We start from the raw sequence: 24,562 nt of genomic DNA on the forward strand, positions 1-24,562 counted from the left end.
ACCGGCCCGTTTCACACGGGGCACGCGTATCATGGCAAAAAAAACCGTTCACGCAAACCGTTGAGGTGACAACCAGTTAAATTCGCCGCCGGGGAACCGGATCCAGAAAGGGGAAAAGCGCGAGGCCGGCGACAAATCCGCCGATGTGCGCCTGCCAGGCGACGCTGGCCGGCTGGCCGGCGACCGGACCGCTCATGATGCCGAAAAACAGGTTCAGGCCAAACCATACGGCAACGAACACCAGCACCTGCCGGTTCTGGAAACAGTCGGCCAGCGGCTGAGCGGGAACGGAATAGGCGCCCTGGTCGGAGCGCCGGAAGGCTCCCAGCGGACCGCCAAGTTCGAAAACGAACCGGATTGCGGCCGCCATCTGGCCGGAAACCGCGGCCGAGGCGCCGATCATCGGCGCGGTTTCACCCCAATGGGTTGCCAGATGCGCGGCGGCCCCGCCTATCGAACACAGGGCGGAGAAGACCAGAAACCGCATTGTTCCGAAACGGCGCGCGACGGCGCTGCCGAAGATCGCCATCCAAAGCAGATTGAAGATGATATGCATCGCGCCGCCATGCAGCAGGCTGTAAGTGACGCTGCTCCAGACGCTGGAAGCCATGTCGAGCGGGCTCAGGCTCGAGAATGCGGCATATTTGGCCGGCCAGAAGGCGAAAAGGTAAATGATCCAGTTGTCCCAGCTCAACGGCAACACGTAAGTCCGCAGCACATGGATTGCGATCATCGCCCCTCCGAGCCAGACGATGACATCGGGAAGATTGAACACAGGTGGAGCGGAAGGTGGCTGAGGTCCCCTTTCCTGCCCGTTTTGCTCACGCCGGGCGCGCTCTTCATCGAATTTGTAGACGTTCATGGACCCTGTGCCTTTGACTGATTTTTCTTCCGGAGCAACCTGCTTTCAGATCGTCCCATATGACAGCAGAAAAGTTGATCGATCTTGAAGCGCCAAGGGGCATCTTATCCGCGTTCGAGCGAATGCGGGATCATAATACCAAAGAGTATTGCTTGTGACCGCTCTGATGGCCCATTGCCGTCTACCGGCGAGGCGCATCGCGTAGCGCGGTCCGGTTGACCGGGCGAGCGGTGCAACGAAGTCCGGCGGGCGTGAATGGGCCTCCAAACGCGGTCTGATGAGTCATAGTCGACACTCTTTGGTACAAGAACAAAAAAACGAAGCGCCAGCCATCGAACGGATGACCAGCGCTTCGCCATGCCCCCCTTGAAACGGTCGCGTCCCCACACGTGCCGCCCAGGTAAGTCGTTCACGGGTTCTCCGGCGTCTGTTTTTCCCGGTGTGCCTTTTGCGGCCATTTCTTCCGGTTCGCAGCCTGGAAAACGGCGGCTTCCTCCCACCCGCAACTTGTCGTGAACAGAACGTTAAGCTGCCAGCGTCCGCGGCGCAAAACAAGCTTTACCGGAATTTAACCTTAATAAAGCCGCCAGAATTCAGGAAAACCCTCGATCCGCCGACTTGGCACACCGCCTGCTTAGCATCAGCCAGAAACCAACAGGGAAGAACATTCGTCCCGTTTTGAAACAGACAGTGTCTTGAGACGGAACACCGGACGAAAGAATGGCGAAGAGGCGAAACAAGATGAAACACGGCGTAACGCAAACCCTTTATTCCTACTGGGACAATCTGCGCGGCGCGCGCCCCGCTCCTAACCGCAGTGAAGTCGATCCGGGTGAGATTCGCGGTCTTCTGGGAGATACGTTCATCCTTGAGGTGAACAATCCGCAGGATGTCCGATATCGCCTTGCCGGAACCCGGCTGTGCTCGGCGCATTGCCGGGAGCTGAAGGGCCGCAATTTCCTGCGCGGCTGGAGCACCAAGGACCGGGAAGCCCTTGAGAGCCTGATCGCGGCCATCTCCGAGGACGCAGCCGCGGCGGTCATCGGTGTGAACGGCCAGGCGGAACGCGGCCAGGTCCTGCAGATGGAAATGCTGCTGGTACCGCTCAACGTTCCCGGCGAAGGACGCATCCGCATTCTGGGAAGCTGCACGCCGATGGAAAAACCCTACTGGATCGGACTGCATCCGATCCTCAACCAATCCATAAGCAGCCTGCGCCTGGTCTGGCCCGACGAACGTCCCTATTTCATGGAACAACGGGCAACACTCAATCCGATTCTTCCGCGCTTCACCGCGGAAGGGATGACCATGCCGACACCGCCGCTCCCGCGGGGCGCCGAAAAGAAAGTCGGTCATCTGACCGTTTATTCCGGTGGCAAACCGTAGCGCCGGGCGGACTCCATTGCTGCACCGCTGGACCGGCCGGTCCGGACCAGCGGCGCTCGGACTGAAGGGATGCGGCATGAAAAGTTGCGCCCTTGGAAACTTCAATTTCTAATCGTTATTTCAACCCTTCCTTCCGTCTTCCTCGTGTTTTGCTCCGTGGAAGAGAAATTAATGTGTCCTGACCCTAGACCTGAGCGATCTGTAGGCTAAACTCTTACACATCGTTAACCTCAACTGCCTAAAGTGCTTAAGATAAATACCGGGAATCCCTTCCCGGCCGGAGGCAGTGCGGGTCCCGCACGGTATTGGAAAAACAGGCATGGGCGCCGGATTGGCAACAGCACCAGAGGGAAGCAGATCGCTTCAAGTCACTGATCGCCGGCGACATCAACGGGTTCAGGTCAACATTCTGGGCCGGTTCATGCTTGAGGACCGCCGCGAATATCCTTGTCAGGTGATCGACATGTCTCCCGGCGGAATGGCGATGATCACGCCTGTTACCGGACGCGTCGGCGAACGTGTGATCGCCTACCTCGACCATCTGAGCCGTGTGGAAGGGCAGATCTCCCGCCTGGTTGACGGAGGCTTTGCCGTCGAACTGCGGAACACGGCGCGCAAGCGCGACAAGATCGCCAATGTCCTGACATGGCTGGCCAACAGGGATGAGCTCAATCTTCCCGAAGACCGTCGTCACGACCGCTTCGTGCCGAAGAACCCGATGACCCGAATGATCCTGCCGGACGGTTCCGAGCACATGTGCCGTATTATCGACGTCTCCCTGTCCGGAGCGGCAATCGCGACCGAAATCATGCCGCATATGGGCGACGCAATAACCCTGGGCAAGATGCATGCCCGCGTTGTCCGGCCCATCGAGGGTGGCATAGCGGTGGAGTTCGCCGCAGTCCAGAACCGCGACATTCTGGAACAGCATATCTCGTCTTCCGGCGACAGTTGATTTCTGATCATCGATTTCAGGGCACGGACCCTCGGGTCCGGCACCTGCTTTCCGGACAAATCGGCTCATCCCGCTTCATATTGCGGTAATGCGTGCAATCCTTCCGGTGCGCACCGACTTTTTTTCACGCAAACCTGTAAAAATTTTTCGGGACCGCGAAGCCGCGAAACGCGCTTGCCATGCGCGCTGAACGGTGGCTAATCCGCACTCGCCGTCCTCGCAATTTCCGGGCTTCGAACACTGCATCTCTTAAATTTCAGACACTTATGGAGGATATGTCGAATTTTATGAAAATTCGACTACAACTTAGCTAAAACAAGTATCAAATAAAATTATAACTTAGATAAAACAAATCTAGAATTCTATTACTATTTTACAACCGAGATTTTCTTGAAGTAAAACGACTGGATGCATCGTTACGTCAGCCTTGGGGAGGGCGAAACGATGAGTTTACTTCGAAAGATCTTGATAGCATCCGCCATGATGATGCCGGCTGCCCTGATGACAGGGACCGCCGCCAGTGCCGACCCCGGCCGTTTCATGGAGATGAACACGGTGGTGAAAGCCCCCATCGGTCACAAGCAGTTCTGCCGCGACTACGCCTGGGCCTGCCCGAAAGAACGTTACGAACCGGTCGTGGTGCGCCTGGACGAAGCGCGCTGGCAGGAACTCATCGACATCAACACCGAGGTCAACCGGCGTGTCCGGCCGATGACCGACGAGGATCTCTTCGGCGAGGCCGAACGCTGGACCTATCCGGTCGAGGGCTATGGCGACTGCGAGGAATACGTTCTGGAAAAACAGCGCGTCCTTGTTGAGGCGGGTTGGCCCAGAAGCGCGCTTCTGATCACTGTTGCCAAGGACGTCAAGAATTCGGGGCACGCGGTGCTGACAGTCAGGACCGACCACGGAGACGTGATCCTCGACAATCAGATCGAGGCGGTTCTGCCATGGTATTCGACACCTTACCGCTACATCAAACGCCAGTCGGCCAGCTCGACCGTGGTCTGGACGGGCATTTCCGACACCCGTGTCACGACGGTCAGCAGCGTGTCCAGATAAGGCCGCAACCGGCCACAACAGGATAGGGATTGGTTCGGTTCGCCGAACCGCTTGGACAATCCGGTCGCGTCCCCACCCTCCCCATCCCTACCACGACCGGATCCAGGAAGCCGGCCTGCCCCCGCAGGCCGGCTTCCGCCTTTTCCGATCATGGCAGGCTGTTCAAATCTCGCTCAATCCCGCCTTGAAGCGCCGCCAGTTGCGGACATAGCCTTCGGCTGATTTGCGCAGACCGTCCACCGCCTCTTCGCTCAGCGTCCGGATGACCTTACCCGGCATGCCGACGACCAGAGAGTTGTCGGGAATTTCCTTGCCTTCCCTGATCAGGGCATTCGCGCCGATGATACAGTTTTCACCGATCACCGCACCGTTCAGGATGGTGGCGCCCATGCCAACGAGGGAATTGTCCCCGATGGTGCAGCCGTGAAGAATGGCCTTGTGGCCAATGGTACAGCCCGCGCCGATGGTCAACGGAAAGCCCAAATCCGTGTGGAAGACACAGCCGTCCTGTACATTCGAGCGCGGACCGACCGTGATGGGTTCGTTGTCGCCGCGCAGGATGGCCCCGAACCAGACGCTTGCCTCTTCCAACAGGCGGATATCCCCCATCAGCGTGGCGGTCGGGGCAATCCAGTATTCACCGTTACCGGGAAAGGCGGGCCTGCGGCCCTCAAGCGCGAAAACCGGCATGGGACCTCACGAATAGCCGACGAGGACAAGTGCGACATTCATCACCATGATACCGGAACACATGCTCCACATCCCGGCGATTGTGGAGGACGCGACCAGCCAGCCCAGGGGCCTGTTTTCCATACGCCGCCCGCGTATGGCGTTGCGCATGATGATGAACGGCCCCGCGAAGATGCACATCACAACGCCAGTCAGAAACGCCATGACGCTCTCTCCCGCGAAATTGAAGCGCGGCGGTTCTCTCGTGACCAGCTGATAGAGACTGCCGAGCACACCCGCGGCCACAAACCCGGCGCATGCGATATATCCAACGAGAAGTAGATCGAAAAACACGCCCGTTAACCCCTTGTTAACTCTTCCGTCCGGAAAGTGATTAAGAAATCCTAAAGGGTCAAGAGCAAAGACTGTGCCGGAAGGGCAAATGGGCGTAATCCCTGTAAAACGGCCACTTCGGCCCTCGACAGAAACATCCCCGAGCGGGACGTCTGTTCCGATTCAGGACAAGATGTCCCAGAACCGCGCAGTTTCCGCATTGGAGTCTGACCGGTGATACCGCTCTCGCTGCCCGCGCCGATCGGGCTTCAGACCCGCCGTTTCACATATCTTGCCCTGGCGATCTGCATTCTCGGCGCGGCGCACATTGCCACCCGGGTAACTTACTGGTCGAAGATCTGGCACGACAATGCTGCCGTTATTCCCGGCGATGGACCCGTTTCCCTGACCGTCGGAGCGGCGCGGTTCCGCGTTCCATCGGACTATCTTGTCAGCGCGCACCGCCAGTTGCCCGAAAAAAACAACCGGTTCGACATCCTGCGTCTTGCGATGAGCTGGCCCGGCCTTGCCGGTCACGGGGGAGCGCCCCGCGCGAACGCCGGTCCGTCCCGGCTTTCCGGCACCATTCAGGTCGAGCTGGAACACAATCCGGGCAGGGAGAGCCTCCGAGCCCGGATGGACCCGTTTTACCGGCGTCTTGCCCGGGGTGGAGAATTGGCGGGCCCCGACGGATTGAAGATACTCAACCTTTCGTCGCGCGGCGCATCGCGAACCGAGCTGATCGTCTACGATCCATCGGTTCAAAACGGGTTCATCGCCCGCTGCCTCAAGCAGCCATCGAATGAAGATGACACAATTTGCAATCGCGCGATCCTGCTGTCCTCGGGACTTGAGCTGCGTTACCGGTTCGCTCGAGACCTTCTGCCTGACTGGCGGCAACTGGACAACGCCATCCTCCGGAAAATCGACAGTTTCAGGGTCCGCTGACCGGCACAAACCCGCATCGCGGGATAATCCTGGCCGAGAGGACAGCCACCTCATGAAAAAGGCGGCCTTTTGCAAGGGCCGCCTGTTTTCTTGTCCGCACTGATATCAACCCGGGCTCAACCCTCCAGATCGATTTCCAGAATGGCCATCTGGAAGTTCCAGCTGAGATCATCGTCCTCGTCGTCCCGGAAGATCACGCCGATAAATTCGTCGCCGATATAAACTTCCGCGGAGTCGTCCTTGATCGGACGGGCACGCACCTGAAGGCTGACCAACTCGAATTTCGAGCGAAGGTAAGCTTCGATCTTGCGGATTTCATCGGGTTTCAAGGCGCTCTCCTAATAGTCTTCATTCTGCATATGCGGCGCGGACCCTACAAGACGGGAGGGAAATGCCAAAGCTTTTCCGCCGTCTATCCCCGTCTTCCTGTTGTCAGTCCGGATGGACCGCGTCTTCGCCCAGAAGCTGGTTCATGCTGCGGGCGGGTTCCGCGCAGCCCGCCTTGCCGACAATTCTGGCCGGCACACCCGCAACCGTGGTGTTCGCAGGGACGTCCGCCAGCACCACCGATCCCGAGGCGATCCTCGAGCAATGGCCGATCTCCAGATTACCGAGTACCTTCGCACCCGCACCGAGCAGGACACCATGGCGGATCTTCGGATGGCGGTCGCCGCCTTCCTTGCCCGTCCCGCCAAGGGTCACACCCTGCAGGATCGAAACGTCATCCTCGATTTCGGCGGTACCGCCGACGACGATACCGGTGCCATGATCGATGAAAATGCCGCGCCCGACCGGTACGGCCGGGTGAATGTCGATCTGGAAGACCTCGGAGGCCCGGCTTTGCAGGTAAAGGGCAAAATCCCGGCGCCCCTGACGCCACAGCCAGTGCGCCAACCGGTGCGTCTGGAGTCCATGGAACCCCTTGAAATAGAGAACCGGCTCAAGGTAGCGGAAGCAGGCCGGGTCGCGGTCGAAAACGGCAACGATATCCACGCGGAAGATCTCGGCGAGCTCCGGTTCGTCCGCCAGTGCCTCCAGATAGGTCTGACGGATCAGCGACGCCGAGACGATGTCCCTGCCCAGACGATCCCCGAGGCGATGGACGACTGCTTCTTCCAGACTTTCGTGATTGAGAACGGTCTCATAGACGAAAGACGCCAGGGCCGGCTCCGCGGCAACCATATCCTGCGCCTCTTCCCGCAGCTTCTGCCAAACCGGGTCGTGGGTCGCAACGCGCTGGTCGGACTTGCTGATTGGTGCCGACATGGCCTGTCTCCTTTTCAAGCCGTCATGTTCGAGCCCTTAAAATAGGACTGTCGCCTGATATTCCAAAATCAAACTTGCTGATATCAGATATGAAACCCTGTTATGAACGCTGAAATCTTAAAATTTCCAGCATCCTGTAATTCCAAAGCGAACCATCGAGGACGAACGATGCCGACCGTCAGCCCGCAGACCGGAGTTTCAGCCAATCCGCTCCTGAGTGTCAACGGACCGGTGGCAGAATTGCTGATAAACGCGCCGGATCGAAAAAACGCGCTCCCCCTCGCCGCCTGGCAACGTATCCCCGACCTGATGGAGACTATCCGCAAGAACCCGGCTGTCCGTGTCTGCATCGTCAGGGGTGCCGGCGGCGAAAGTTTCTGCGCCGGTGCGGATATATCGGAATTCGAGGCCATTCGCTCAACACCGGAAGCCGCCAGGCGCTACGACGACATCAACGTGGCCGCGTTCCAGTCCCTGAAGGCCCTTCCGGTGCCGGTCATTGCCGCCATCAACGGCCCCTGTCTTGGGGGCGGGCTCGGCCTCGCCCTTGCCTGCGATATCAGGATCGCCGCCCGGCCGTCCGTCTTCAGTATACCGGCGGCCAGACTGGGCCTTGCCTATCCGCCCGAAGCGCTCGCGGATCTGCTGGAAGCCGTTTCGGTTTCCGATGCCAAACACCTGCTGTTCACGGCGGAACGCATTCCAGCGGAAAAGGCCCTGGCAATCGGCCTGATCGACGAAGTCGTGGAGGACGCCGGTCTCGACAGCCGCCTCACGGCCTTGTGCGAAAGGATTGCCGCCAACGCGCCGTTGTTGCTCAAGGCGGCCAAACATGCCTTGAACCAACTGGCGTGGCCCACACAGGCCGCCGATCTGAGCGATGCGCAGACCAACGCCCGCATCTGCGTTGACAGTGAAGACTACCGCGAGGGGTGCAAGGCTTTCCTGGAAAAGCGGACTCCGTTGTTCAAGGGGCTGTGAACGCAGCATGCCGGAATCAATTTCTTAAAAGAACCGCACAAGCAACTGACGTAACGTCAATTTTGTCCATCAGGCGATCGCAGCACCGGCTTTCAGATCGAGCAGAAACTCCTCGACGGCGGCAGCGAAGACATCGTTCTTGTCACCGGCCACCATGTGTCCGGCGTCGCGGATGTCCGTGAACCTTGCCTGCGGAACCCGCTCGCGAAACTCCCGGACATGGTCAAGGGAGACCAATTCCGAATTCTGACCGCGAATGAGCAGGACCGGAAGGGTGAGATTGGACGTGGCGGCCAGCACCTCCTCCTGCATCGATGCCGATACCTCGGCATCCTGATGCTGCCGCGATTGCAAAAACGCCGGGTCCCAGTGCCAGCGCAGCCTGCCGTCGTCATGAAGCCGCAGGTTCTTGGAGAGCCCGGAGAGGTCTTTCGGACGTGCCCTGTTTGGCAGATAGCGTGCGATCGCATCCGAGGCCTCCTCGACACTCGCAAAGCCTTCCTCGACCCGCTCACCCATGAACCCGAGTATCTTGCTGACGCCGCCCATGTCGATCCGCGGCGTGATATCCACCAGAACCAGCGCCGCCAGCCCGCCGGTATTTTCCAGGCCTTCGGCCAGCATGCCCGCAAAACCGCCGAGCGATGCTCCAACGACGACCGGCTTCGCGCCGTGACGGGAATGGACCTCCCGCGTCACCGCGGCAAGGTCCTTCGCGAAGTCGAAAAAGCCGTAATTGCCGCTTTCAACCCAGTCACTCTCGCCGTGACCGCGCTGATCGAGCGCATAAACCGGATGACCGAGGCCGGCGATCCGCCGGGACGCGGCATCCCAGGAGTGTCGCGTCTGACCACCGCCATGCAGCATGATCACCGGTTGCCCACCCTCTCCGTAGAGGTCGGCAACCAGCCTGTTGTTCTCGGCGCCGCGAAATTCGATGCGTTTCGGTTCCATGACACCTCCCGTGTGACCGCTATCCATGCTGCTGCTCAGGCGTCCACATTGTTCAGAAACGCCAGAACGCCCTGTTTGTAGACCTTGTCCCCGACCGCCACCATGTGGTCGCGCCCCGGGATATCCAGAACCTCCGCATGCGGCATGAGATCCGCCAGTTTCTGCGGCGATCCGGCAATATCGTCCCTGGTTCCCACGGCAACGAGGACCGGCCGCTCGATCCGCGCGACATCCGCTTCGCTGATCTTCTGCCGAGAGGACCGCATGCAGGCAGCAAGGGCCCGCCGGTCGGAGCCGGTCTGGTCGGAAAATGCCCGGAAGGCGCGGCCGGTCCGGTCGGAAACGTCCTGCAGACGATCCGCTTCAAGCGCGGCCGCGATCGGCTCGGGATCGCCCACACCTGAAACCATGCCGTAGCCCAGGCCGCCGAATACCGCCCGGCGGACACGGCCGGGATGGTTGAGCGTGAGGAACGCCGAAATCCTTGCGCCCATCGAATAGCCCATGACATCGACCTGTTCGATCTCCAGATGATCGAGCAGATGGCGTGCGTCTTCCGCCATGACCGGTGCGCCATAGGCTGCCGGATCGTAAAATTTCTGGCTCTCTCCATGTCCGCGGTTGTCGATGGCGACCACCCGCCGGCCGTCCTTTACAAGGAGATCGACCCAGCCAGGATAGATCCAGTTCACCTGTTTGTTTGACGCAAACCCGTGAATCAGCAGGATCGGATCCCCCTGCCCCTCGTCGAGATATGCGATCCTCACTCCATCGAATTCAAACTGAGGCATGAATGCTACTGACCTTTACGTAAACGGAAAATCAAAAAGTCACGGTTAAACTAGGAGGTTTGCGCACTGATGGCAAAGGCGAATTGGACAACAAGGCGATAAACGGCGCCACAACCCGGCGGGCTCTGCGGCGGTGGACCGCAGCCTTCACCCCCTACCCTTTTATTTAACGAATGGATATGGTTTGAAAAATTTGCTATCGGGGTCTGCGACAAAGACCCCCGGTATTGAGAGGAATGTGACAATGGCGGATCACGTTGTCCCGCATTTTCAGAACTCGAGCGGACATGATTCAGTTGCGATCGGTGCCCATGAGTTCATGTGCATCGGCGCAAATCCCCCTTTCGATCATCCTCACGTCTTTCTGGACATGGGCAGCGAGAAGGAAATCGTCTGCCCCTATTGCTCCACGCTTTACAAGTTCGACGCCACATTGACGGCGCACGAATCCTCGCCGGTGGACTGCACCTGGACACCGGCCGCAGCCTGACCTGAAAGCGGCTCCATGACCCAGACCGGGGATGCCCTTCAGCCGATCGTGATCGCCGGGGCCGGTATCGGTGGCCTCACCGCCGCCCTTGCGCTGCGCCAGCAAGGTCATGAAATCGTCCTGATGGACAAGGCCGCTGGGCTTTCGGAAGTCGGAGCGGGACTGCAGCTTTCCCCGAATGCGTGTTCGGTTCTGGACCGGATCGGCGTGCTGGACGCCCTGGAGCCGCATGTCTGCGCCCCGGACTATCTGAGGATCCGGTCGGGAAAATCCGGTCGCCAACTGGGCCGCGTGCGCTTCGGCGATTTCCTCAAGGAACGCCACGGATTTCCGTTCTGGGTGATCCACCGGGCGGACCTGCAGCGCGTCCTGCTGGAACGGGTGGAGCGGACACCGGGAATTACGACCCGCCTCGCCACCGAGGTGCTGGGGCTGGAGCCATCCCCCTACGATCACCTGTCCTGCATCTATCAAAACGATGAAGTGACCGCAAACCTCGCCTGCAAGGCCCTTGTCGGTGCCGACGGGGTCTGGTCCAGGACCCGGCGAATTATCCCGGGTCATGAAAACGCACGGTTCAGCGGTCAGGTCGCCTACCGGGCGACAATCCCGATCGAGGCCGCCCCCGCCAACTGGAGAAAGGATTCCGGTCTGTGGATGCACCGGGACTCCCATCTTGTTCATTATCCGGTAAGAGGCGGGCGGGAACTGAACATCGTGGGTCTGGCGGAAGAAGCCTGGAGAGACGAGACATGGTCGGCCAGGGCGGATACGAAAACCGTCCTTCACGTATTCCGGGACTGGCCGTCCGAAGTCCGCACCCTGCTCGGCAAAGCCGAAAATTGGTTGAAATGGGCGCTGTGCAGTGTGGACGCGTCCGGACCCTGGACCCATGGTCACGTCGCGCTGATGGGCGACGCGGCACACGCGATGCTGCCCTACATGGCGCAGGGAGCCGCGATGGCGATCGAAGACGCCGCCGTCCTGGCGAGGCATCTGCCGCCGGATATCGGCAATATTCCCGCCGCGCTGCGAGCCTTTGAGCGCGAACGCAAGCCAAGGGTCACCCGTATTCAGGGCATAGCCTTTCGCAACGCAAAGGTTTTCCACTACTCCGGCATAAGGGAGTTCGCCCGTGACACGGTCCTGAACCTGTCGGATCCTGAAACCCTGGCCGCCCGGTTTGACGATGTCTACGGCTGGTCACCCTCGGATTGAAACCGCCTCAAGCCATTTCATGTTCATTTATGAGCCAATGACCTAGGCTACGGACCCTAATGCTTGAGCTGTAGGGTAAGCTGGGATAAAGCCAATCCCATCCGAATTTCAGGGAGTTCCAAGATGACCGGTCAGAAGGCAGACAACGTCGTAACCGCTGCATTCCTGGTTATCGGAGACGAAATCCTCTCTGGCCGTACCAAGGACAGGAACATCGGCTTTGCAGCCGACTACCTCACATCGATCGGCATCGATCTCAAGGAAGCCAGGGTCGTGCCGGACGAACGGGAGGAGATTGCCGCGGCGGTCAACGCCCTGCGCGCCAGATACGATTATGTCTTCACGTCCGGTGGCATCGGCCCCACCCATGACGATATCACCGCCGAATGCATCGCCGAAGCGCTCGGTGTCCCGTTGATCCTGGATCCCCGGGCCGTGGCCATTCTGGAAGCGCATTATCCTCCCGGCCAGTTCACGCCCGCCCGTCAGCGCATGGCGCGCATTCCCCAGGGCGCGGATCTGATCGAGAACAAGGTCTCGAAGGCTCCCGGTTTCAAAATTGGCAATGTCTATGTCATGGCCGGGGTGCCCGCCATCATGCAGGCCATGATGGACGCGATCGCCCCGACGCTCGCGACCGGAAAGAAAATGCTGTCGGAAACCGTTCCCGCCGACATGCCGGAAAGCCGGATCGCGGAACGGCTCGCCGCCATTCAGGACACGCATCCCCAAACGCTCATCGGGTCCTATCCCCAGGCCGACAATGGAAAATTCACCACACAGATCGTCATCCGTTCGCGGGACGAGGCAATCCTGAAGGCTGCGGCGGAAGACGTTGCGAAGGCCGTTGCCGAACTGTCAGGATAATCTGAAGGAAAAAATATGGAAAACCCTGCTCAAAACAAAGCATTTCCGGTGTCATGGGACATGTTTCACCGGGATTCGCGCGCCCTCGCCTGGCGGCTTTCGAGCGAGGGCGAATGGAAGGCGATCGTCTGCATCACCCGCGGCGGTCTGGTTCCGGCAGGTATTGTCGCGCGCGAACTCGGTATCCGGACAATCGAAACCGTCTGTATCGCCTCCTATCATGATTATGAAAATCAGGGCGAACTGAAGGTGATCAAGCCGGTCGACCCCAAGGTCGTCGATCTGGAAGCGGGTGAAGGCAGCGGCGTCCTCGTCATCGACGATCTGGTCGACACCGGCAAGACCATCAAGGTTGTCCGCGAGATGCTGCCGAAAGCTCATTACGCGACCGTCTACGCAAAGCCGGTCGGCGTCCCCATGGTCGATACCTTCATCACCGAGGTTTCCCAGGACACCTGGATCTATTTTCCCTGGGACATGGGATGGCAGTTCCAGCCGCCGCTCGCAAAGGACAGCGCCGGATAAGCAGCGGCACATTTGTCACACGTACCCTCTGGGTCAAGGGGGTCACGGCAAGGTGAAGGCCCTGCCACTTTTCCGCCGGAATAATCCTGCTAAGGCTATCCGCGACCGGTCAGACATTGCGTCTGGCCGGTCGTTTTACGTGTGCGTAATCCGGCCAGATTTCGGGAGGAAACTCAAGACCGGTAACAAAATCACGTCAAATCAGAACTTTGGAGCTTGTCGCGCGTTTCCTGCAAACCGAACTCCGCTCTAAAATCCATCATGAAGGTCATACGGAACCAGGAATGCTGAACCGACGCCTGTTTATTGCCTCCGCCGCCGCCGCGTTCGCCTCCGGCTGCGCGTCCACACGCCAACCTCTGCCGCAACCGGCCGGGCCGACATACAACGGTCAGCGGATTTCTCCCGAATATCTGCAGATGTACCGGGCGATGCCCGAGGAACGCTTTCCCATTCCTGCCGTCGACCTCACCAAGATCGACCCGGCCTATTACCGTCGTCTGGTCGATTATCCTTCGTCGGAACCGACGGGAACGATCATTGTCGACACGCCGAACCGGTACCTCTATCTCACGATGGAAAACGGCAAGGCCATGCGCTACGGCGTCGGCATTGGCCGCGCCGGCTTCGCATGGGGCGGCCGGGCGCGCATTCAGTACAAAAAGGAATGGCCGACCTGGACGCCGCCGGCGGAGATGATCGCCCGTCAGCCCGAACTGGAGGAATTCCGGAACGGCATGCCACCCGCTCTCGACAATCCGCTCGGGGCACGCGCACTCTACATTTTCGAAGGTGGCCGGGACACGCTCTACCGCCTGCACGGAACCTCCGAATACTGGTCGATCGGCAAGGCGGTGTCCTCGGGCTGTGTCCGACTGCTGCACCAGGACATCATCGACCTTTACAACCGGGTTCCCGACCACACACCGATCACGGTCAGGCAGGCCTGATCCGGCCGGTTTTCGAACACACGGGTCAGATCGATATGTCCACCGGTCTGACCGCGTCGATGCCGTCCAGCCGGACGTCGCAGCCGATGGCGTAAACTTCGACCCCGGCAGCCTGTGCAACTTCAAAGGCTGCCGCATAGGTCGGATCGATGTCCGCGGCGAGGCTGATGCGACCGCAATCGGGCCGTTGAACGAGAAACACCATGGCTGCCCGGTGTCCCTCGCCGACCATGTCGGCGAGCTCGGCCAGATGTTTTGCGCCGCGGGCGGTCACACTGTCGGGGAATTCCGCGAGCCCTTGCTGCCGCATCAGGTGAACGTTCTTCACCTCGACGTAAGTCTTTGACCCGCCCTCGTCTTCCAGCAGAATATCGATCCGCGAATTCTTGCCGTATTTCACTTCCCGCCTGAGGGAGTGATAGCCGGCGAGCGGCCCTATCCTGCCTGCCACAAGGGCTTCTTCGACCAGCTTGTTCGGATGAGCCGTGTTGATCCCGACCAGTGCGCCGTCCGCCTCCATCACTTCCCAGGAATATTTCAGCTTCCGTTTCGGATTGTCGGATTGGGAGAGCCAGACGCGCGATCCCGGTTCCTTAAGTCCGAGCATCGAGCCCGGATTGGCGCAATGGGCGGTGATCGCCGCGCCGTCCTCATCGAGTATCACGTCGGCCAGAAACCGCTTGTAACGCTTGACGAGGCGGCCGCTGACCAGGGGTTCCGGGAATTTCATCTTGGGCCTCATGCAAACGCGAATCGGGTGGCTTTCGCGAGCCTATTTCGACCAGAAATCCGGATCAAGAAGCACCAGCACTGTGAAGAGTTCAAGACGGCCAACCAGCATGGCGATGGACAGCAGCCACTTGGCGCCATCCGGCAGCGGCGCGAAATGACCGGCCGGCCCGATGACGGGACCGAGCCCGGGTCCGACATTGCCGACCGAGGTCGCCGCCGCCGAAATTGCGGTAACGAGATCCAGATCGAAAAAGGACAGGGCGACGGTGATGACACCCACCGAGCCCATATAGACGACGAGGAAGGCCAGGACCGAAAAGGACAGGTCCTGTGTCAGCCGCGTTCCGGCATATTCCTCCGACATGACCCGGTGCGGCCGCACCATCCGGCGCAAATGCGCGCGCACGGTTCCGAAGAACACCAGAAAGCGGAACATCTTGATGCCGCCCGTGGTCGACCCGGTGCAGCCGCCGACGAACATCAGCATCAGCGTGACCCCGACGACGGGAGCGCCCCATTCGGAAAAATCACCCATCGCATAGCCGGTTCCCGTGACGATCGACACCACGTTGAACGTTGCCTTCAGCAATGCGTCGTCGAAGGGAAAGTGCATGTTGATGCCGAGATAGACGGTCATCGTCAGCGATACCAGCGCCAGGAAGCCCAGCAGCGCCCTCACCTGCGGATCGCGCCACAACAGAATCGGATGTCCGCGCAGCGCCTGGATGAGCAGCACGAACGGCAGGGATCCGATGATCATGAAGAAGATGGCCACCCAGCCCGATGCCGGGTTGGTGAAATATCCGAACGACTTGTCATGGGTCGAATATCCGCCGGTCGAAATCGTGGTCAGGGCATGGTTGAACGCATCGAACAGGTCCATGCCCGTAGCCAGATAGGACGCAATGCATAAAACGGTCAGGAAGACATAGGCGAGCCCGAGCAGACGGATCAGCTCGACGGACCGGCTGACGATTTTCTCCGACCGGTCGGAATTCTCGCTCTGGAACAGCTGCATTCCGCCGATCCTGAGAAAAGGAAGCAGGACGATCGCCATGACGATAATGCCCACCCCGCCCATCCACTGCATGATCGAGCGCCAGACCAGCAGGCCGGGCGGCAGACTGTCCAGCCCGGTCAGCACGGTGGATCCTGTCGTCGTAAATCCGGAAACCGCTTCGAAAACGGCGTCCGCGTAGTCAATCCCGAGCCAGAGGAACGGCAGCGCCCCGAACGCGGGAAGCGTTGACCAGGCGAGTGTCGTCAAAATGAAGGTCTGACGGGTATCCAATCCTTCCAGAAGCGCCCCGCCGACGGCAAGCGACAGCAGCATGCCTACCATGCCGGTCAGCAGCGCGGAAAAAACGAAGGCTTGCCAGTCGGCGTTTTTCTGCGCCACGTCGACAATGGCCGGAATCAGCATGGCGGTTGCAAGGCCGACATACAAAAAACCGAGAACGTTCAAAACTGGTCTGAGAGAAATCAACTATTGTTCTTCCCGAAAACCCCTGGCCGAAGCCTTTGGCCCAAAACGCTTCGCCGAATGCCGTTGCCCTCCGGCCCAATTTCGCGGGCGCGAATGCTCCCTCTGGACGGATCTGTCCGGAAGGATGCAAAGGCCCCCCGTCCTAGCCTCTTTCGAATAATTTTCCAATGGGGAGGGTGTGGCGTACCCCCAAAGAAGCGTTCGCGCGCCACCTTTATCGCGTATTTCGCCTCGCCGCCCCAAAAACTCACACTATTAATGCGTTGAATCTCATCGCGAAATATACCGATTCCTGCCAATTTTCCGTACGTAGAAGCCCTTCCTGTCTGTTTTAGTCATATTGATTCATTTTCGGGGGCTTTGTTCAGAATTTCGTAGCGAATGGATTTTACTTTAACGTGCTCGCATGCTGATAAGCTCTTCATACGTGAATTTGGCAAGGAACTGGTGCGATAAAGAGGCTTGGTCCACATTCGCTTGTTTACCGGATTAGCGTCATTCTGGTTATCATGGTGCTCTGCAGCATCGGCCTGGTCTCGGGCCTGAGCTATTTTGAGCTGTCCAGGACGACCGAAGAAAACGCCTCCGTCCGCATTGACCGCGCTGCCAGGGCAGCCGTGGCGATCCTGTGTTTCGGCACGGACAGGGTCTTTCATCCGCAATTCGACGCCAAGAACAACCCTGTCTCCCTCCGCATCGCAACGGCTCCCGGCGTCAATCCGCTGGCACCAGACGAAAAGCTTGATCAGCTCGTAAAAGCCATCGGCCTGACAAACCAGGGTGCGGCTAATCTGTTCGCATGGTCCCCGCAGACATCGTCCTTCGACCGGTTCGCGACGACCTTCACCTCCCCCGACGGTGGTCCTCCAGCGGCATTTTCAATCGGCGAGGGTCATCCGGCCTATGCCAGTCTCGCGGCGGGAAGGCCCTTCACCGGTGAGGTTCCGGTACAGGGGCGCCTGAGGTTGGCCTATATGACGCCTATTCTGGCGGAAAGCGGCAAGGTTGCCGGTGCACTCGCGGTCGATGTCGGTTGGGTGGATGATCTCAACCTTGCAGAAAACCGCCTCAAGACCCGGATCACCTCGGCCGCGATCGTGATTCTCACGGGCGTCATACTGATGGGCGGCATATTCCTGCGCTTTGAGCTGCGCCCCTTGCGCCAGCTCGCCAGAACTGCGGACGACCTTGCGGCCGGAACGCAGCCCCAGCACATCCCCTTCACGGATAGGCTTGATGAAATCGGCGATCTCGCGCATGGCCTGGAACGGGTTACCGATCTTCAGGACAAGCTGCAGAAACTCGCCTATACCGACCCGGTCACCACGGCCGGCAATCGTGCGCGCTACTTCTCCGATCTCAACAATGCCCTGAAACGGGCAAAGGACGGGAAGTTCCGCGCCTCCCTGATCCATCTCGACTTCAACGGTTTTGCCAAGATCAACGACACGTTCGGTCAGCAGGTCGGCAACCGTGTCCTGCTCCAGGCCTATGCCCGCCTTGCCAACATCTTCGGACCCAGCGCGCAGATTGCCCGTATCTCCGCCGACGATTTCTGCATCCTGCTGCCCTTCGATGCCCAGGGGGCCATCGCCGAAGACTATGCAATCCAGGCGATCGAGATGCTGTCGGTTCCCTTCCATATGGAAGAAGGTGAAATTCGCGTGGAGCCGAGCATCGGCATCGCCCTGCTTCCCCAGGACGCACATGACGCGGAAACCGCCCATCGTGTCGCCGGACTTGCGCTCAGAGCCGCCAAGGAAAGCAAAAACGCAAGGCACATCTTCTTCTCCGCCCCGCTCAACGAGCGTGTCCAGACGGAAATGCTGGTGGAAACCCTTCTACGGGCCGCTCTCAAGACCGGACAGCTGGAGCTTCACTACCAGCCGCAGATCTGTCCCGCCGACGACAGGCTGATCGGTCTGGAAGCTCTGGTCCGCTGGCCGAACGAAAAACGCGGTTATATCCCGCCGGGCGAATTCATACCGATCGCTGAAAAAACAGGGCTCATCCTGGAACTTGGGCAATATGTCCTCGAACGGGCCTGCAAACAGGCCGCCGCATGGCGGCAGGCCGGTTTCGATTTCGGCCAGGTCTCCGTGAACGTTTCTCCCCTGCAATTCCGCCAGCCCAGCTTTGCCTCAACGGTCAGGCAGATGTTGAGTGCCTACCGGCTTCCCGCCCCGATGCTGTGTCTCGAACTGACCGAGAACGTCTTTGTCGATACTGGCGAGCAAATGGTTCTCGACATCCTGTCCGAACTTCAGAACATCGGCGTGCAGCTTTCGCTGGACGATTTCGGCTCGGGATATTCCTCGCTGAGCTATCTCCACCGGCTGCCATTCCAGGAGCTGAAGATCGACCGCGCCTTCCTCGCCGATGCCGACAGGGATCTGCAGAAGGAACAACTGTTTCAGGCCATTGTCGGTCTTGGCCGAAGCCTTGGCCTGCGCGTGATCGCGGAAGGCGCGGAAACGGCCGGAGAATACGCGCTGACGGCAGCACACCACTGCGACGGGATGCAGGGTTTCTTCTGCTCGCCCGCCGTGGCCGCGCAGGATGTCCGGGCACGTATCGAGGCATTCCACAAATCCAGACCGGCACGATCCGACCGGATGGAAAAGAAGCGGGCATGAGGAAACAGTCTAAAACACCTTCGAATTTTTGTGGACGAACATGAATTCACACCAATCCGCCGCTTCGCTCAATCGGGCAACTTGCCTGTCATCAGGATCGGAGCCGCGTCCAGCTTGTGTGCATTCATCATTTCCGCGATCTGCTCGATCGCGCCAACCAGTTGCCGGCGCTCCGCGGTATCCAGGCCGGCGAACTTCTTTTGGAATTCCTCATGCAGCAGCCCCGGAAGATTTGAGGCTGTCTTTCTGCCATGCGCGGTCAGTTTCGTGTGCACGATTCGCCTGTCGGAAACCGATCTGTAGCGTTCGATCAGCCCCTTTTCCTCAAGTTTGTCCAGTATGGTCACCACGGTAGCTGAGCTCAGGTCGGCGTTGTCGGAAAGAACCTTGGTCGTCACCTCGCCCAGGTCCCGGACGCCTTGCAGGACAACGATTTGCGGGATGGTGAGCCCGGTCAGACGGGAAACTTCCCGGGACCGCAAATCAATGGCCCGCACGATCCTGCGGATGGCTTTGATCACTTGCGACGACTCCACCGCCTGCATCGTTACACCCCTGTTAATTTGAACTCTAATAATCAGAGTTCTATATAGTGTCCGTGTTTTCAGGAAACAGAGAGACTTGTCAATATGTGCGGCATTTGCGGCGAAGTGGTTTTCAAGAACGATCAGGCCGATGTTATCCGGGTCCGCCGGATGGCGGACGCGATGGAGGCGCGCGGTCCCGACGGCATGGGCGTGACCCAGCGCGGCCGGGTCGCTTTCGGCCACAGGCGTCTGAAAATTATCGATCTGAGTGACCGTGGCGCCCAGCCCATGACCGATACCGCACTCGGTCTGTCGCTGGTCTTCAACGGCTGCATCTACAATTACCAGGAGCTGCGCGCAGAACTGAGCGCCAAGGGCTATGCCTTTTTCTCCACAAGCGACACCGAAGTCATCCTGAAAGCCTGGAAGGAATGGGGCAAAGACTGTTTCTCCCGCTTCCACGGCATGTTCGCGGTCGCCATTCACGAACATGACAGCGGCCGCATCCACCTTGCCCGCGACCGGTTCGGCATCAAGCCGCTTTACTTCAGCGAAGCCGACGGCAGGCTTGCGTTTGCCTCCTCCCTGCCCGCCCTGCTGGCCGGTGGCAATATCGACACCTCCATCGACCGCGTCGCCCTGCACCACTACATGAGCTGGCACGCGGTGGTCCCCGCGCCGCGGACGATTCTGAACGGCGTCCGCAAACTGCCTGCCGCAACGATCAGGACCATCGAATCCGATGGCCGCGCCACCGACGAGACCTGGTGGGAGCCGGTGTTTGAAAAATCGGCCGAAGACCTCGCCCGCAGCCCCGGCGAATGGTGCGACATGGTTCTGGAAGGTCTGCGCAAGGCGGTTCGCCGGCGCATGGTCGCGGACGTGCCTGTCGGCGTTCTGCTGTCCGGCGGCGTGGACTCCAGCCTGATCGTCGGCCTGCTTGCCGAAGAAGGCCAGCAGGGCCTTGCCACCTTTTCAATCGGCTTTGAGGAAGCCCATGGCGAAAAAGGCGACGAATTCCAGTATTCGGACCTGATCGCCGAGCACTACGGCACCAATCACCACCAGATCTTCATCCCGTCCTCGGAACTTCAGGAGAACCTTCCAGGCGCGATCCGCGCCATGTCGGAACCGATGGTCTCCTACGACAATATCGGCTTCTACCTGCTGTCGCGGGAGGTCTCCAAGCACATCAAGGTGGTCCAGTCCGGCCAGGGGGCGGACGAGGTCTTCGCCGGCTATCACTGGTACCCGAAACTGACCGGATCGAACCGGCCGGTTCAGGACTATGCGGCCGGTTTCTTCGACCGGACGGAGGCGCAGATGGCGGAAGCCGTTTCCCCCGACTATCATTGCGGCAGGGACGAAAGCCTGGCCTTCGTTGAAGCCCATTTTGCCCGCGCCGGAGCCGAGGATCCCGTCGACAAGGCTTTGCGCCTCGACACCAATGTCATGCTGGTCGACGATCCGGTGAAGCGTGTCGACAACCATTCCATGGCCTGGGGCCTGGAAGCCCGCGTGCCTTTCCTGGATCATGAACTGGTGGAGCTCGCCGGGCGGATACCGGCTGAATTCAAGCTGGCCCAGCAAGGCAAGGGCGTCCTGAAGGACGCCGCCCGCAAGGTGGTCCCGAGCGCGGTGATCGACCGTCCGAAGGGCTATTTTCCGGTCCCGGCCCTCAAATATATTCAGGGTGACTATCTGGACATGGTGCGTGATACGCTGTCCAGCCAGGCCGCCAGGGAACGCGGTCTCTTCAACAGCGTTTATCTGGAGAAGCTCTACGCCGACCCGACCAAATACATCACACCGCTGCGCGGCTCCGAACTCTGGCAGGTCGCACTGCTGGAAATGTGGCTGCAGGCACAGGAGGTCTGATCCGTGGCCGAGAATGAACCATCGCGGCCGAAGGGCGCCTTCGATCACCGCCTGAAGCGCATGCGCGAACATGGCCTCAAGCCGGAATTCCGGCTTGAGGAAAGCGAACTCCAGAAAGACCGCTATATCAATTGCGGCTGGGGCCGCCTTGTCTTTGCCAACACCTATCAGCAGACGGACAAGCTCGTGGAGGTGCTGCGCAACGAGCGGCCCGACCGGCGCGACATCGCCTTTTACGTGCGCGACCCGCATGTGCTGGTGGGAAGCGCGCCGCAGGAGTTGTTCCTCGACCCCTCTCACACATTCCGCCTGAATCTGTCGACCTACCGCCCCGCCCGCAACCAGCGCAAGGGGTTCACCGTCCGGCGACTGTCCTCGCGCAGTGACGCGGAAGCCATCAACGAGCTTTATATCAGCCGGGGCATGGTGCCCGTTCCCCCTGAATTCTTCTGGTCGGACCTCGATCCCAGAACCATCACCGTGCTGGTCGCCGAAGAGGATGAAACCGGGCTGATCGTCGGAACCGCCATGGGCGTCGATCATGGCCGGGCGACCAACAATGCGGTTCACGGCAGCTCGCTCTGGTGCCTTGCCGTTTCGCCGCAGGCCCGTTTTCCCGGCGTCGGGGAAGCGCTCGTGCGGCGCCTGGCAGAAGTGTTCAATGGCAAGGGAACGCCCCATCTGGACCTGTCCGTGTTGCACGACAACGGCCTGGCCATCGGCCTTTATGAGAAACTCGGGTTTGAACGGGTGCCGTTTTTCACGGTCAAGCGCAAGAACACCATCAACGAGGCCCTTTTTGCCGGTCCCGCTCTGGAAGACAACCTCAACCCCTACGCCACGATCGTCATCAACGAGGCCAGGCGGCGCGGCATCCAGGCCGAGATCATCGACGCGGCCGGTGGCTTTTATCGGCTTTCCTACGGCGGAAGATCCGTGGCCTGCCGGGAGTCCCTGAGCGAGTTCACCAGCGCCGTGGCCATGTCTCTATGCGACGACAAGGCCACGACGCGACGCATCGTCAAACGCGCGGGTGTTGAGGTTCCCGGGCAGATTCTGGCGGGATCGGCGGACGAAAACGCGGCATTCCTGGAAAAGCACGGCTCCGTGGTGGTCAAACCCGCCCGCGGAGAACAGGGCAAGGGTATCGCCATCGACCTGAGCACCCCCGAAGAGGTCATGGCTGCGATTGAAATCGCGAAAACCTTTTCCAACGACGTTCTGATTGAGGAATTCGTGACCGGTCAGGACCTGCGCCTGGTGGTCATCGACTACAAGGTCGTGGCCACCGCGTTGCGCAAGCCCGCGGAGGTGACCGGCAACGGCCGGGCAACCATCGGGGAACTGATCGACATCCAGTCCCGCAGGCGGGCAGCCGCGACGGGTGGCGAATCCAAAATCGTCGTCGACGATGAGGTTGAGCGCTGCCTGAGCGCGAAGGGTTTCAAGCTTGAGGACGTTCTGCCCGAAGGGAGCAGACTTGCGGTAAGGCGCACGGCCAATCTGCACACCGGCGGCACCATTCACGACGTCACGGGAGAAACCCATCACACGCTTATCGACGCCGCCGTAAAGGCTGCCCGGGCAATTGAAATTCCGGTGACGGGCATTGACTTTATGGTCAAGGACCCACGACAACCGGAATATCGTTTCATCGAAGCCAATGAGCGGCCCGGACTGGCCAACCATGAGCCGCAGCCGACCGCCGAGCGCTTCGTTGATTTTCTGTTTCCCCTGTCGGTACCGCAGCCGGTCAGGACCACAATGAACCGGACCGGGCCATGACACTTCTGAATATTGACATCCCCTATTTGTCAAAAAAACTTCAGGATCTGCTGAAAATTCCCAGCCCGACCGGATACACGGACGAAATCGTAAGACATGTTTCAAAGGAACTTCAGTCCCTCGGCGTCTTCTACGAGATCACCCGCCGGGGCGGCGTGCGCGCCAGGATCCCGGGCAAGAAGCGCAAACCGGCACGGGCCTTCGTCTCGCATCTCGACACGCTCGGGGCGCAGGTCAAGTCGCTGAAAGACAACGGCCGGCTGGAACTCATCCCCATCGGACACTGGTCCGCGCGCTTTGCGGAAGGCGCCCGGACGACGATATTCTCCGAAAACGGTGCCTATACGGGCACGATCCTGCCGCTGAAGGCATCGGGCCATACCTTCAACAAGGGCGTCGATGAATTGCCCATCGGCTGGGAATATGTCGAACTCAGGGTCGATGCCTATTCCAAATCGGCGACCGACCTGCACCGGCTCGGTCTGGATGTCGGCGATTTCGTCGCCATCGATCCGCTTCCGGAATTTCTGGACAACGGCTTTATCGTATCCAGGCATCTGGACAACAAGGCCGGTGTCGCGGTGATGCTGGCCGCAATAAAGGCGCTGGTGGAGTCGGATGTCGAGCCGACAGTCGATGTGTTCTGGCTGTTCACCATCGCGGAGGAAACCGGCCATGGCGCGCAATCTATCCTGACACCCGATATCGCCTCGCTGGTGGCCATCGACAACGGCACCACCGCGCCCGGTCAGAATTCCGACGAGTTCGGCGTCACCATCGCCATGGCCGATCAGACAGGACCCTTTGATTTTCATCTGACACGGAAAATGGTCGAGTTGTGCCGCGACAATGACATCAAGTATCAAAAGGATGTCTTCCGCTTCTACCGGTCGGATGCCGCCACCGCCATCGAGGCCGGCGCGGACGTGCGAACCGCCCTGATCACGTTCGGCGTGGACGCCAGCCACGGCTATGAGCGCATTCACATGCATGCATTGAGATCGCTGGCGGAACTGGCAACCGGCTATGCCCTCAGCCCGGTCCAGATACAGCGCGACGCCCGCGAGTTCTCCGACCTCAAGGGATTCACCCGGCAGCCGACGGCGGACGCCGATCAGGATCTCAATCCCGAAGTCGACGTTCCATTGCCCGAAACCGCCGCCGAATGACCAGATCGGCAGGCCTCCTGCCGGATTCGGTCGGCGGCCTGAAAGGCTGACCGATTTTAAGGGTTACAGCTTCCTGCATTCAATTGAAGGCG

The 24,562-nt window shown here is 59.8% G+C and carries 24 protein-coding genes; 14 read left to right on the top strand and 10 right to left on the bottom strand.

Features of this window, described 5'->3' with window-relative positions:
* Positions 1–76: 76 nt before the first annotated feature.
* Positions 77–862: a rhomboid family intramembrane serine protease gene (locus tag CLV41_RS11920; RefSeq protein WP_103222545.1), complete on the bottom strand. Its 786-nt coding sequence runs from the start codon at positions 860–862 to the stop codon at positions 77–79.
* A gap of 741 nt (positions 863–1,603) precedes the next feature.
* On the opposite strand from CLV41_RS11920, the gene CLV41_RS11925 reads away from it, so the two are divergent.
* The 3 genes from CLV41_RS11925 (at position 1,604) to CLV41_RS11935 (ending at position 4,265) form a co-directional block, all read left to right on the top strand.
* Positions 1,604–2,248 (top strand): PAS domain-containing protein, encoded by a 645-nt coding sequence (locus CLV41_RS11925; protein ID WP_208987466.1) that lies wholly within the window; start codon positions 1,604–1,606, stop codon positions 2,246–2,248.
* A 319-nt stretch (positions 2,249–2,567) separates the two neighbouring features.
* The gene (locus CLV41_RS11930; protein ID WP_103222547.1) at positions 2,568–3,203 is read left to right on the top strand and encodes a PilZ domain-containing protein; all 636 of its coding nucleotides are present in this window, start codon (positions 2,568–2,570) and stop codon (positions 3,201–3,203) included.
* Positions 3,204–3,647: 444 nt separating this feature from the next.
* Positions 3,648–4,265, top strand: a complete 618-nt coding sequence (locus CLV41_RS11935) for a transglutaminase-like cysteine peptidase (protein WP_103222778.1) — start codon at positions 3,648–3,650, stop codon at positions 4,263–4,265.
* Positions 4,266–4,427: 162 nt separating this feature from the next.
* Here the strand turns inward: CLV41_RS11935 and CLV41_RS11940 are convergent, their stop codons facing one another.
* Positions 4,428–4,955 (bottom strand): gamma carbonic anhydrase family protein, encoded by a 528-nt coding sequence (locus CLV41_RS11940; RefSeq protein ID WP_103222548.1) that lies wholly within the window; start codon positions 4,953–4,955, stop codon positions 4,428–4,430.
* Positions 4,956–4,961: 6 nt separating this feature from the next.
* Positions 4,962–5,288 carry a DUF6949 family protein gene (locus CLV41_RS11945; protein ID WP_103222549.1) on the bottom strand — a complete coding sequence of 109 codons (327 nt, stop codon included), beginning with the start codon at positions 5,286–5,288 and terminating at the stop codon, positions 4,962–4,964.
* Positions 5,289–5,501: 213 nt separating this feature from the next.
* Here CLV41_RS11945 and CLV41_RS11950 point away from each other — a divergent pair, with 213 nt between their 5' ends.
* Positions 5,502–6,215, top strand: a complete 714-nt coding sequence (locus CLV41_RS11950) for a hypothetical protein (RefSeq protein WP_103222550.1) — start codon at positions 5,502–5,504, stop codon at positions 6,213–6,215.
* Between the two features lie 116 nt (positions 6,216–6,331).
* On the opposite strand, the gene CLV41_RS11955 is transcribed toward CLV41_RS11950, so the two are convergent.
* Positions 6,332–6,544: a DUF3126 family protein gene (locus tag CLV41_RS11955; protein ID WP_103222551.1), complete on the bottom strand. Its 213-nt coding sequence runs from the start codon at positions 6,542–6,544 to the stop codon at positions 6,332–6,334.
* 103 nt (positions 6,545–6,647) lie between these two features.
* Complete coding sequence (cysE, locus tag CLV41_RS11960) at positions 6,648–7,481, bottom strand: serine O-acetyltransferase (protein ID WP_103222552.1); 834 nt, start codon at positions 7,479–7,481, stop codon at positions 6,648–6,650.
* 168 nt (positions 7,482–7,649) lie between these two features.
* On the opposite strand from cysE, the gene CLV41_RS11965 reads away from it, so the two are divergent.
* Entirely contained in the window at positions 7,650–8,462 is an 813-nt protein-coding gene (locus tag CLV41_RS11965; RefSeq protein WP_103222553.1) for an enoyl-CoA hydratase-related protein, read from the top strand.
* Positions 8,463–8,531: 69 nt separating this feature from the next.
* Here the strand turns inward: CLV41_RS11965 and CLV41_RS11970 are convergent, their stop codons facing one another.
* Both CLV41_RS11970 and CLV41_RS11975 read right to left on the bottom strand, forming a co-directional pair.
* Entirely contained in the window at positions 8,532–9,416 is an 885-nt protein-coding gene (locus tag CLV41_RS11970; RefSeq protein WP_103222554.1) for an alpha/beta fold hydrolase, read from the bottom strand.
* Between the two features lie 35 nt (positions 9,417–9,451).
* Positions 9,452–10,207 (bottom strand): alpha/beta fold hydrolase, encoded by a 756-nt coding sequence (locus CLV41_RS11975; protein ID WP_103222555.1) that lies wholly within the window; start codon positions 10,205–10,207, stop codon positions 9,452–9,454.
* Between the two features lie 244 nt (positions 10,208–10,451).
* Between CLV41_RS11975 and CLV41_RS11980 the strand changes: the two genes are divergently transcribed.
* The 5 genes from CLV41_RS11980 (at position 10,452) to CLV41_RS12000 (ending at position 14,257) form a co-directional block, all read left to right on the top strand.
* Positions 10,452–10,697, top strand: coding sequence for a zinc-finger domain-containing protein (locus CLV41_RS11980; protein WP_103222557.1), 246 nt, complete (start codon positions 10,452–10,454; stop codon positions 10,695–10,697).
* Between the two features lie 15 nt (positions 10,698–10,712).
* Positions 10,713–11,915 carry an FAD-dependent monooxygenase gene (locus CLV41_RS11985; protein ID WP_103222559.1) on the top strand — a complete coding sequence of 401 codons (1,203 nt, stop codon included), beginning with the start codon at positions 10,713–10,715 and terminating at the stop codon, positions 11,913–11,915.
* A 123-nt stretch (positions 11,916–12,038) separates the two neighbouring features.
* Entirely contained in the window at positions 12,039–12,782 is a 744-nt protein-coding gene (locus tag CLV41_RS11990) for a competence/damage-inducible protein A (protein ID WP_103222561.1), read from the top strand.
* A gap of 15 nt (positions 12,783–12,797) precedes the next feature.
* A complete protein-coding gene (gene gpt, locus CLV41_RS11995) occupies positions 12,798–13,307 on the top strand; it encodes a xanthine phosphoribosyltransferase (protein WP_103222562.1) in 510 nt (169 codons plus the stop codon).
* A 284-nt stretch (positions 13,308–13,591) separates the two neighbouring features.
* The gene (locus CLV41_RS12000; RefSeq protein ID WP_208987468.1) at positions 13,592–14,257 is read left to right on the top strand and encodes a L,D-transpeptidase; all 666 of its coding nucleotides are present in this window, start codon (positions 13,592–13,594) and stop codon (positions 14,255–14,257) included.
* A gap of 25 nt (positions 14,258–14,282) precedes the next feature.
* Here the strand turns inward: CLV41_RS12000 and sfsA are convergent, their stop codons facing one another.
* Positions 14,283–14,987 (bottom strand): DNA/RNA nuclease SfsA, encoded by a 705-nt coding sequence (gene sfsA, locus CLV41_RS12005; protein ID WP_103222564.1) that lies wholly within the window; start codon positions 14,985–14,987, stop codon positions 14,283–14,285.
* Positions 14,988–15,029: 42 nt separating this feature from the next.
* Complete coding sequence (locus CLV41_RS12010) at positions 15,030–16,454, bottom strand: TrkH family potassium uptake protein (protein ID WP_103222566.1); 1,425 nt, start codon at positions 16,452–16,454, stop codon at positions 15,030–15,032.
* A gap of 530 nt (positions 16,455–16,984) precedes the next feature.
* On the opposite strand from CLV41_RS12010, the gene CLV41_RS12015 reads away from it, so the two are divergent.
* Positions 16,985–19,111 (top strand): bifunctional diguanylate cyclase/phosphodiesterase, encoded by a 2,127-nt coding sequence (locus CLV41_RS12015; protein ID WP_103222568.1) that lies wholly within the window; start codon positions 16,985–16,987, stop codon positions 19,109–19,111.
* Between the two features lie 68 nt (positions 19,112–19,179).
* Here the strand turns inward: CLV41_RS12015 and CLV41_RS12020 are convergent, their stop codons facing one another.
* Positions 19,180–19,632 carry a MarR family winged helix-turn-helix transcriptional regulator gene (locus tag CLV41_RS12020; RefSeq protein ID WP_328590037.1) on the bottom strand — a complete coding sequence of 151 codons (453 nt, stop codon included), beginning with the start codon at positions 19,630–19,632 and terminating at the stop codon, positions 19,180–19,182.
* A gap of 108 nt (positions 19,633–19,740) precedes the next feature.
* On the opposite strand from CLV41_RS12020, the gene CLV41_RS12025 reads away from it, so the two are divergent.
* Genes CLV41_RS12025 through CLV41_RS12035 form a run of 3 tightly spaced genes read left to right on the top strand, consistent with a single transcriptional unit; the run spans position 19,741 to position 24,470 of the window.
* The gene (locus tag CLV41_RS12025) at positions 19,741–21,516 is read left to right on the top strand and encodes an N-acetylglutaminylglutamine amidotransferase (RefSeq protein WP_103222571.1); all 1,776 of its coding nucleotides are present in this window, start codon (positions 19,741–19,743) and stop codon (positions 21,514–21,516) included.
* Between the two features lie 3 nt (positions 21,517–21,519).
* The gene (ngg, locus tag CLV41_RS12030) at positions 21,520–23,301 is read left to right on the top strand and encodes an N-acetylglutaminylglutamine synthetase (protein ID WP_103222573.1); all 1,782 of its coding nucleotides are present in this window, start codon (positions 21,520–21,522) and stop codon (positions 23,299–23,301) included.
* Positions 23,298–24,470: an osmoprotectant NAGGN system M42 family peptidase gene (locus CLV41_RS12035; protein ID WP_103222575.1), complete on the top strand. Its 1,173-nt coding sequence runs from the start codon at positions 23,298–23,300 to the stop codon at positions 24,468–24,470. Before ngg ends, CLV41_RS12035 begins: the two co-directional genes overlap by 4 nt.
* The last annotated feature ends 92 nt before the right edge of the window (positions 24,471–24,562 follow it).

Origin of the sequence: Roseibium marinum (genome assembly GCF_002906165.1) — a bacterium.
In the GTDB taxonomy this organism is placed as follows: Bacteria; Pseudomonadota; Alphaproteobacteria; order Rhizobiales; family Stappiaceae; genus Roseibium; species Roseibium marinum.

What these genes read in the sequence shown, in the direction of transcription:
- CLV41_RS11920 (WP_103222545.1), bottom strand. Translation starts at nt 862, where the DNA reads ATGAACGTCTACAAATTCGATGAAGAGCGCGCCCGGCGTGAGCAAAAC.
- CLV41_RS11925 (WP_208987466.1), top strand. Translation starts at nt 1,604, where the DNA reads ATGAAACACGGCGTAACGCAAACCCTTTATTCCTACTGGGACAATCTG.
- CLV41_RS11930 (WP_103222547.1), top strand. Translation starts at nt 2,568, where the DNA reads ATGGGCGCCGGATTGGCAACAGCACCAGAGGGAAGCAGATCGCTTCAA.
- CLV41_RS11935 (WP_103222778.1), top strand. Translation starts at nt 3,648, where the DNA reads ATGAGTTTACTTCGAAAGATCTTGATAGCATCCGCCATGATGATGCCG.
- CLV41_RS11940 (WP_103222548.1), bottom strand. Translation starts at nt 4,955, where the DNA reads ATGCCGGTTTTCGCGCTTGAGGGCCGCAGGCCCGCCTTTCCCGGTAAC.
- cysE (WP_103222552.1), bottom strand. Translation starts at nt 7,481, where the DNA reads ATGTCGGCACCAATCAGCAAGTCCGACCAGCGCGTTGCGACCCACGAC.
- CLV41_RS11965 (WP_103222553.1), top strand. Translation starts at nt 7,650, where the DNA reads ATGCCGACCGTCAGCCCGCAGACCGGAGTTTCAGCCAATCCGCTCCTG.
- CLV41_RS11970 (WP_103222554.1), bottom strand. Translation starts at nt 9,416, where the DNA reads ATGGAACCGAAACGCATCGAATTTCGCGGCGCCGAGAACAACAGGCTG.
- CLV41_RS11975 (WP_103222555.1), bottom strand. Translation starts at nt 10,207, where the DNA reads ATGCCTCAGTTTGAATTCGATGGAGTGAGGATCGCATATCTCGACGAG.
- CLV41_RS11980 (WP_103222557.1), top strand. Translation starts at nt 10,452, where the DNA reads ATGGCGGATCACGTTGTCCCGCATTTTCAGAACTCGAGCGGACATGAT.
- CLV41_RS11985 (WP_103222559.1), top strand. Translation starts at nt 10,713, where the DNA reads ATGACCCAGACCGGGGATGCCCTTCAGCCGATCGTGATCGCCGGGGCC.
- CLV41_RS11990 (WP_103222561.1), top strand. Translation starts at nt 12,039, where the DNA reads ATGACCGGTCAGAAGGCAGACAACGTCGTAACCGCTGCATTCCTGGTT.
- gpt (WP_103222562.1), top strand. Translation starts at nt 12,798, where the DNA reads ATGGAAAACCCTGCTCAAAACAAAGCATTTCCGGTGTCATGGGACATG.
- CLV41_RS12000 (WP_208987468.1), top strand. Translation starts at nt 13,592, where the DNA reads ATGCTGAACCGACGCCTGTTTATTGCCTCCGCCGCCGCCGCGTTCGCC.
- sfsA (WP_103222564.1), bottom strand. Translation starts at nt 14,987, where the DNA reads ATGAAATTCCCGGAACCCCTGGTCAGCGGCCGCCTCGTCAAGCGTTAC.
- CLV41_RS12015 (WP_103222568.1), top strand. Translation starts at nt 16,985, where the DNA reads ATGGTGCTCTGCAGCATCGGCCTGGTCTCGGGCCTGAGCTATTTTGAG.
- CLV41_RS12025 (WP_103222571.1), top strand. Translation starts at nt 19,741, where the DNA reads ATGTGCGGCATTTGCGGCGAAGTGGTTTTCAAGAACGATCAGGCCGAT.
- CLV41_RS12035 (WP_103222575.1), top strand. Translation starts at nt 23,298, where the DNA reads ATGACACTTCTGAATATTGACATCCCCTATTTGTCAAAAAAACTTCAG.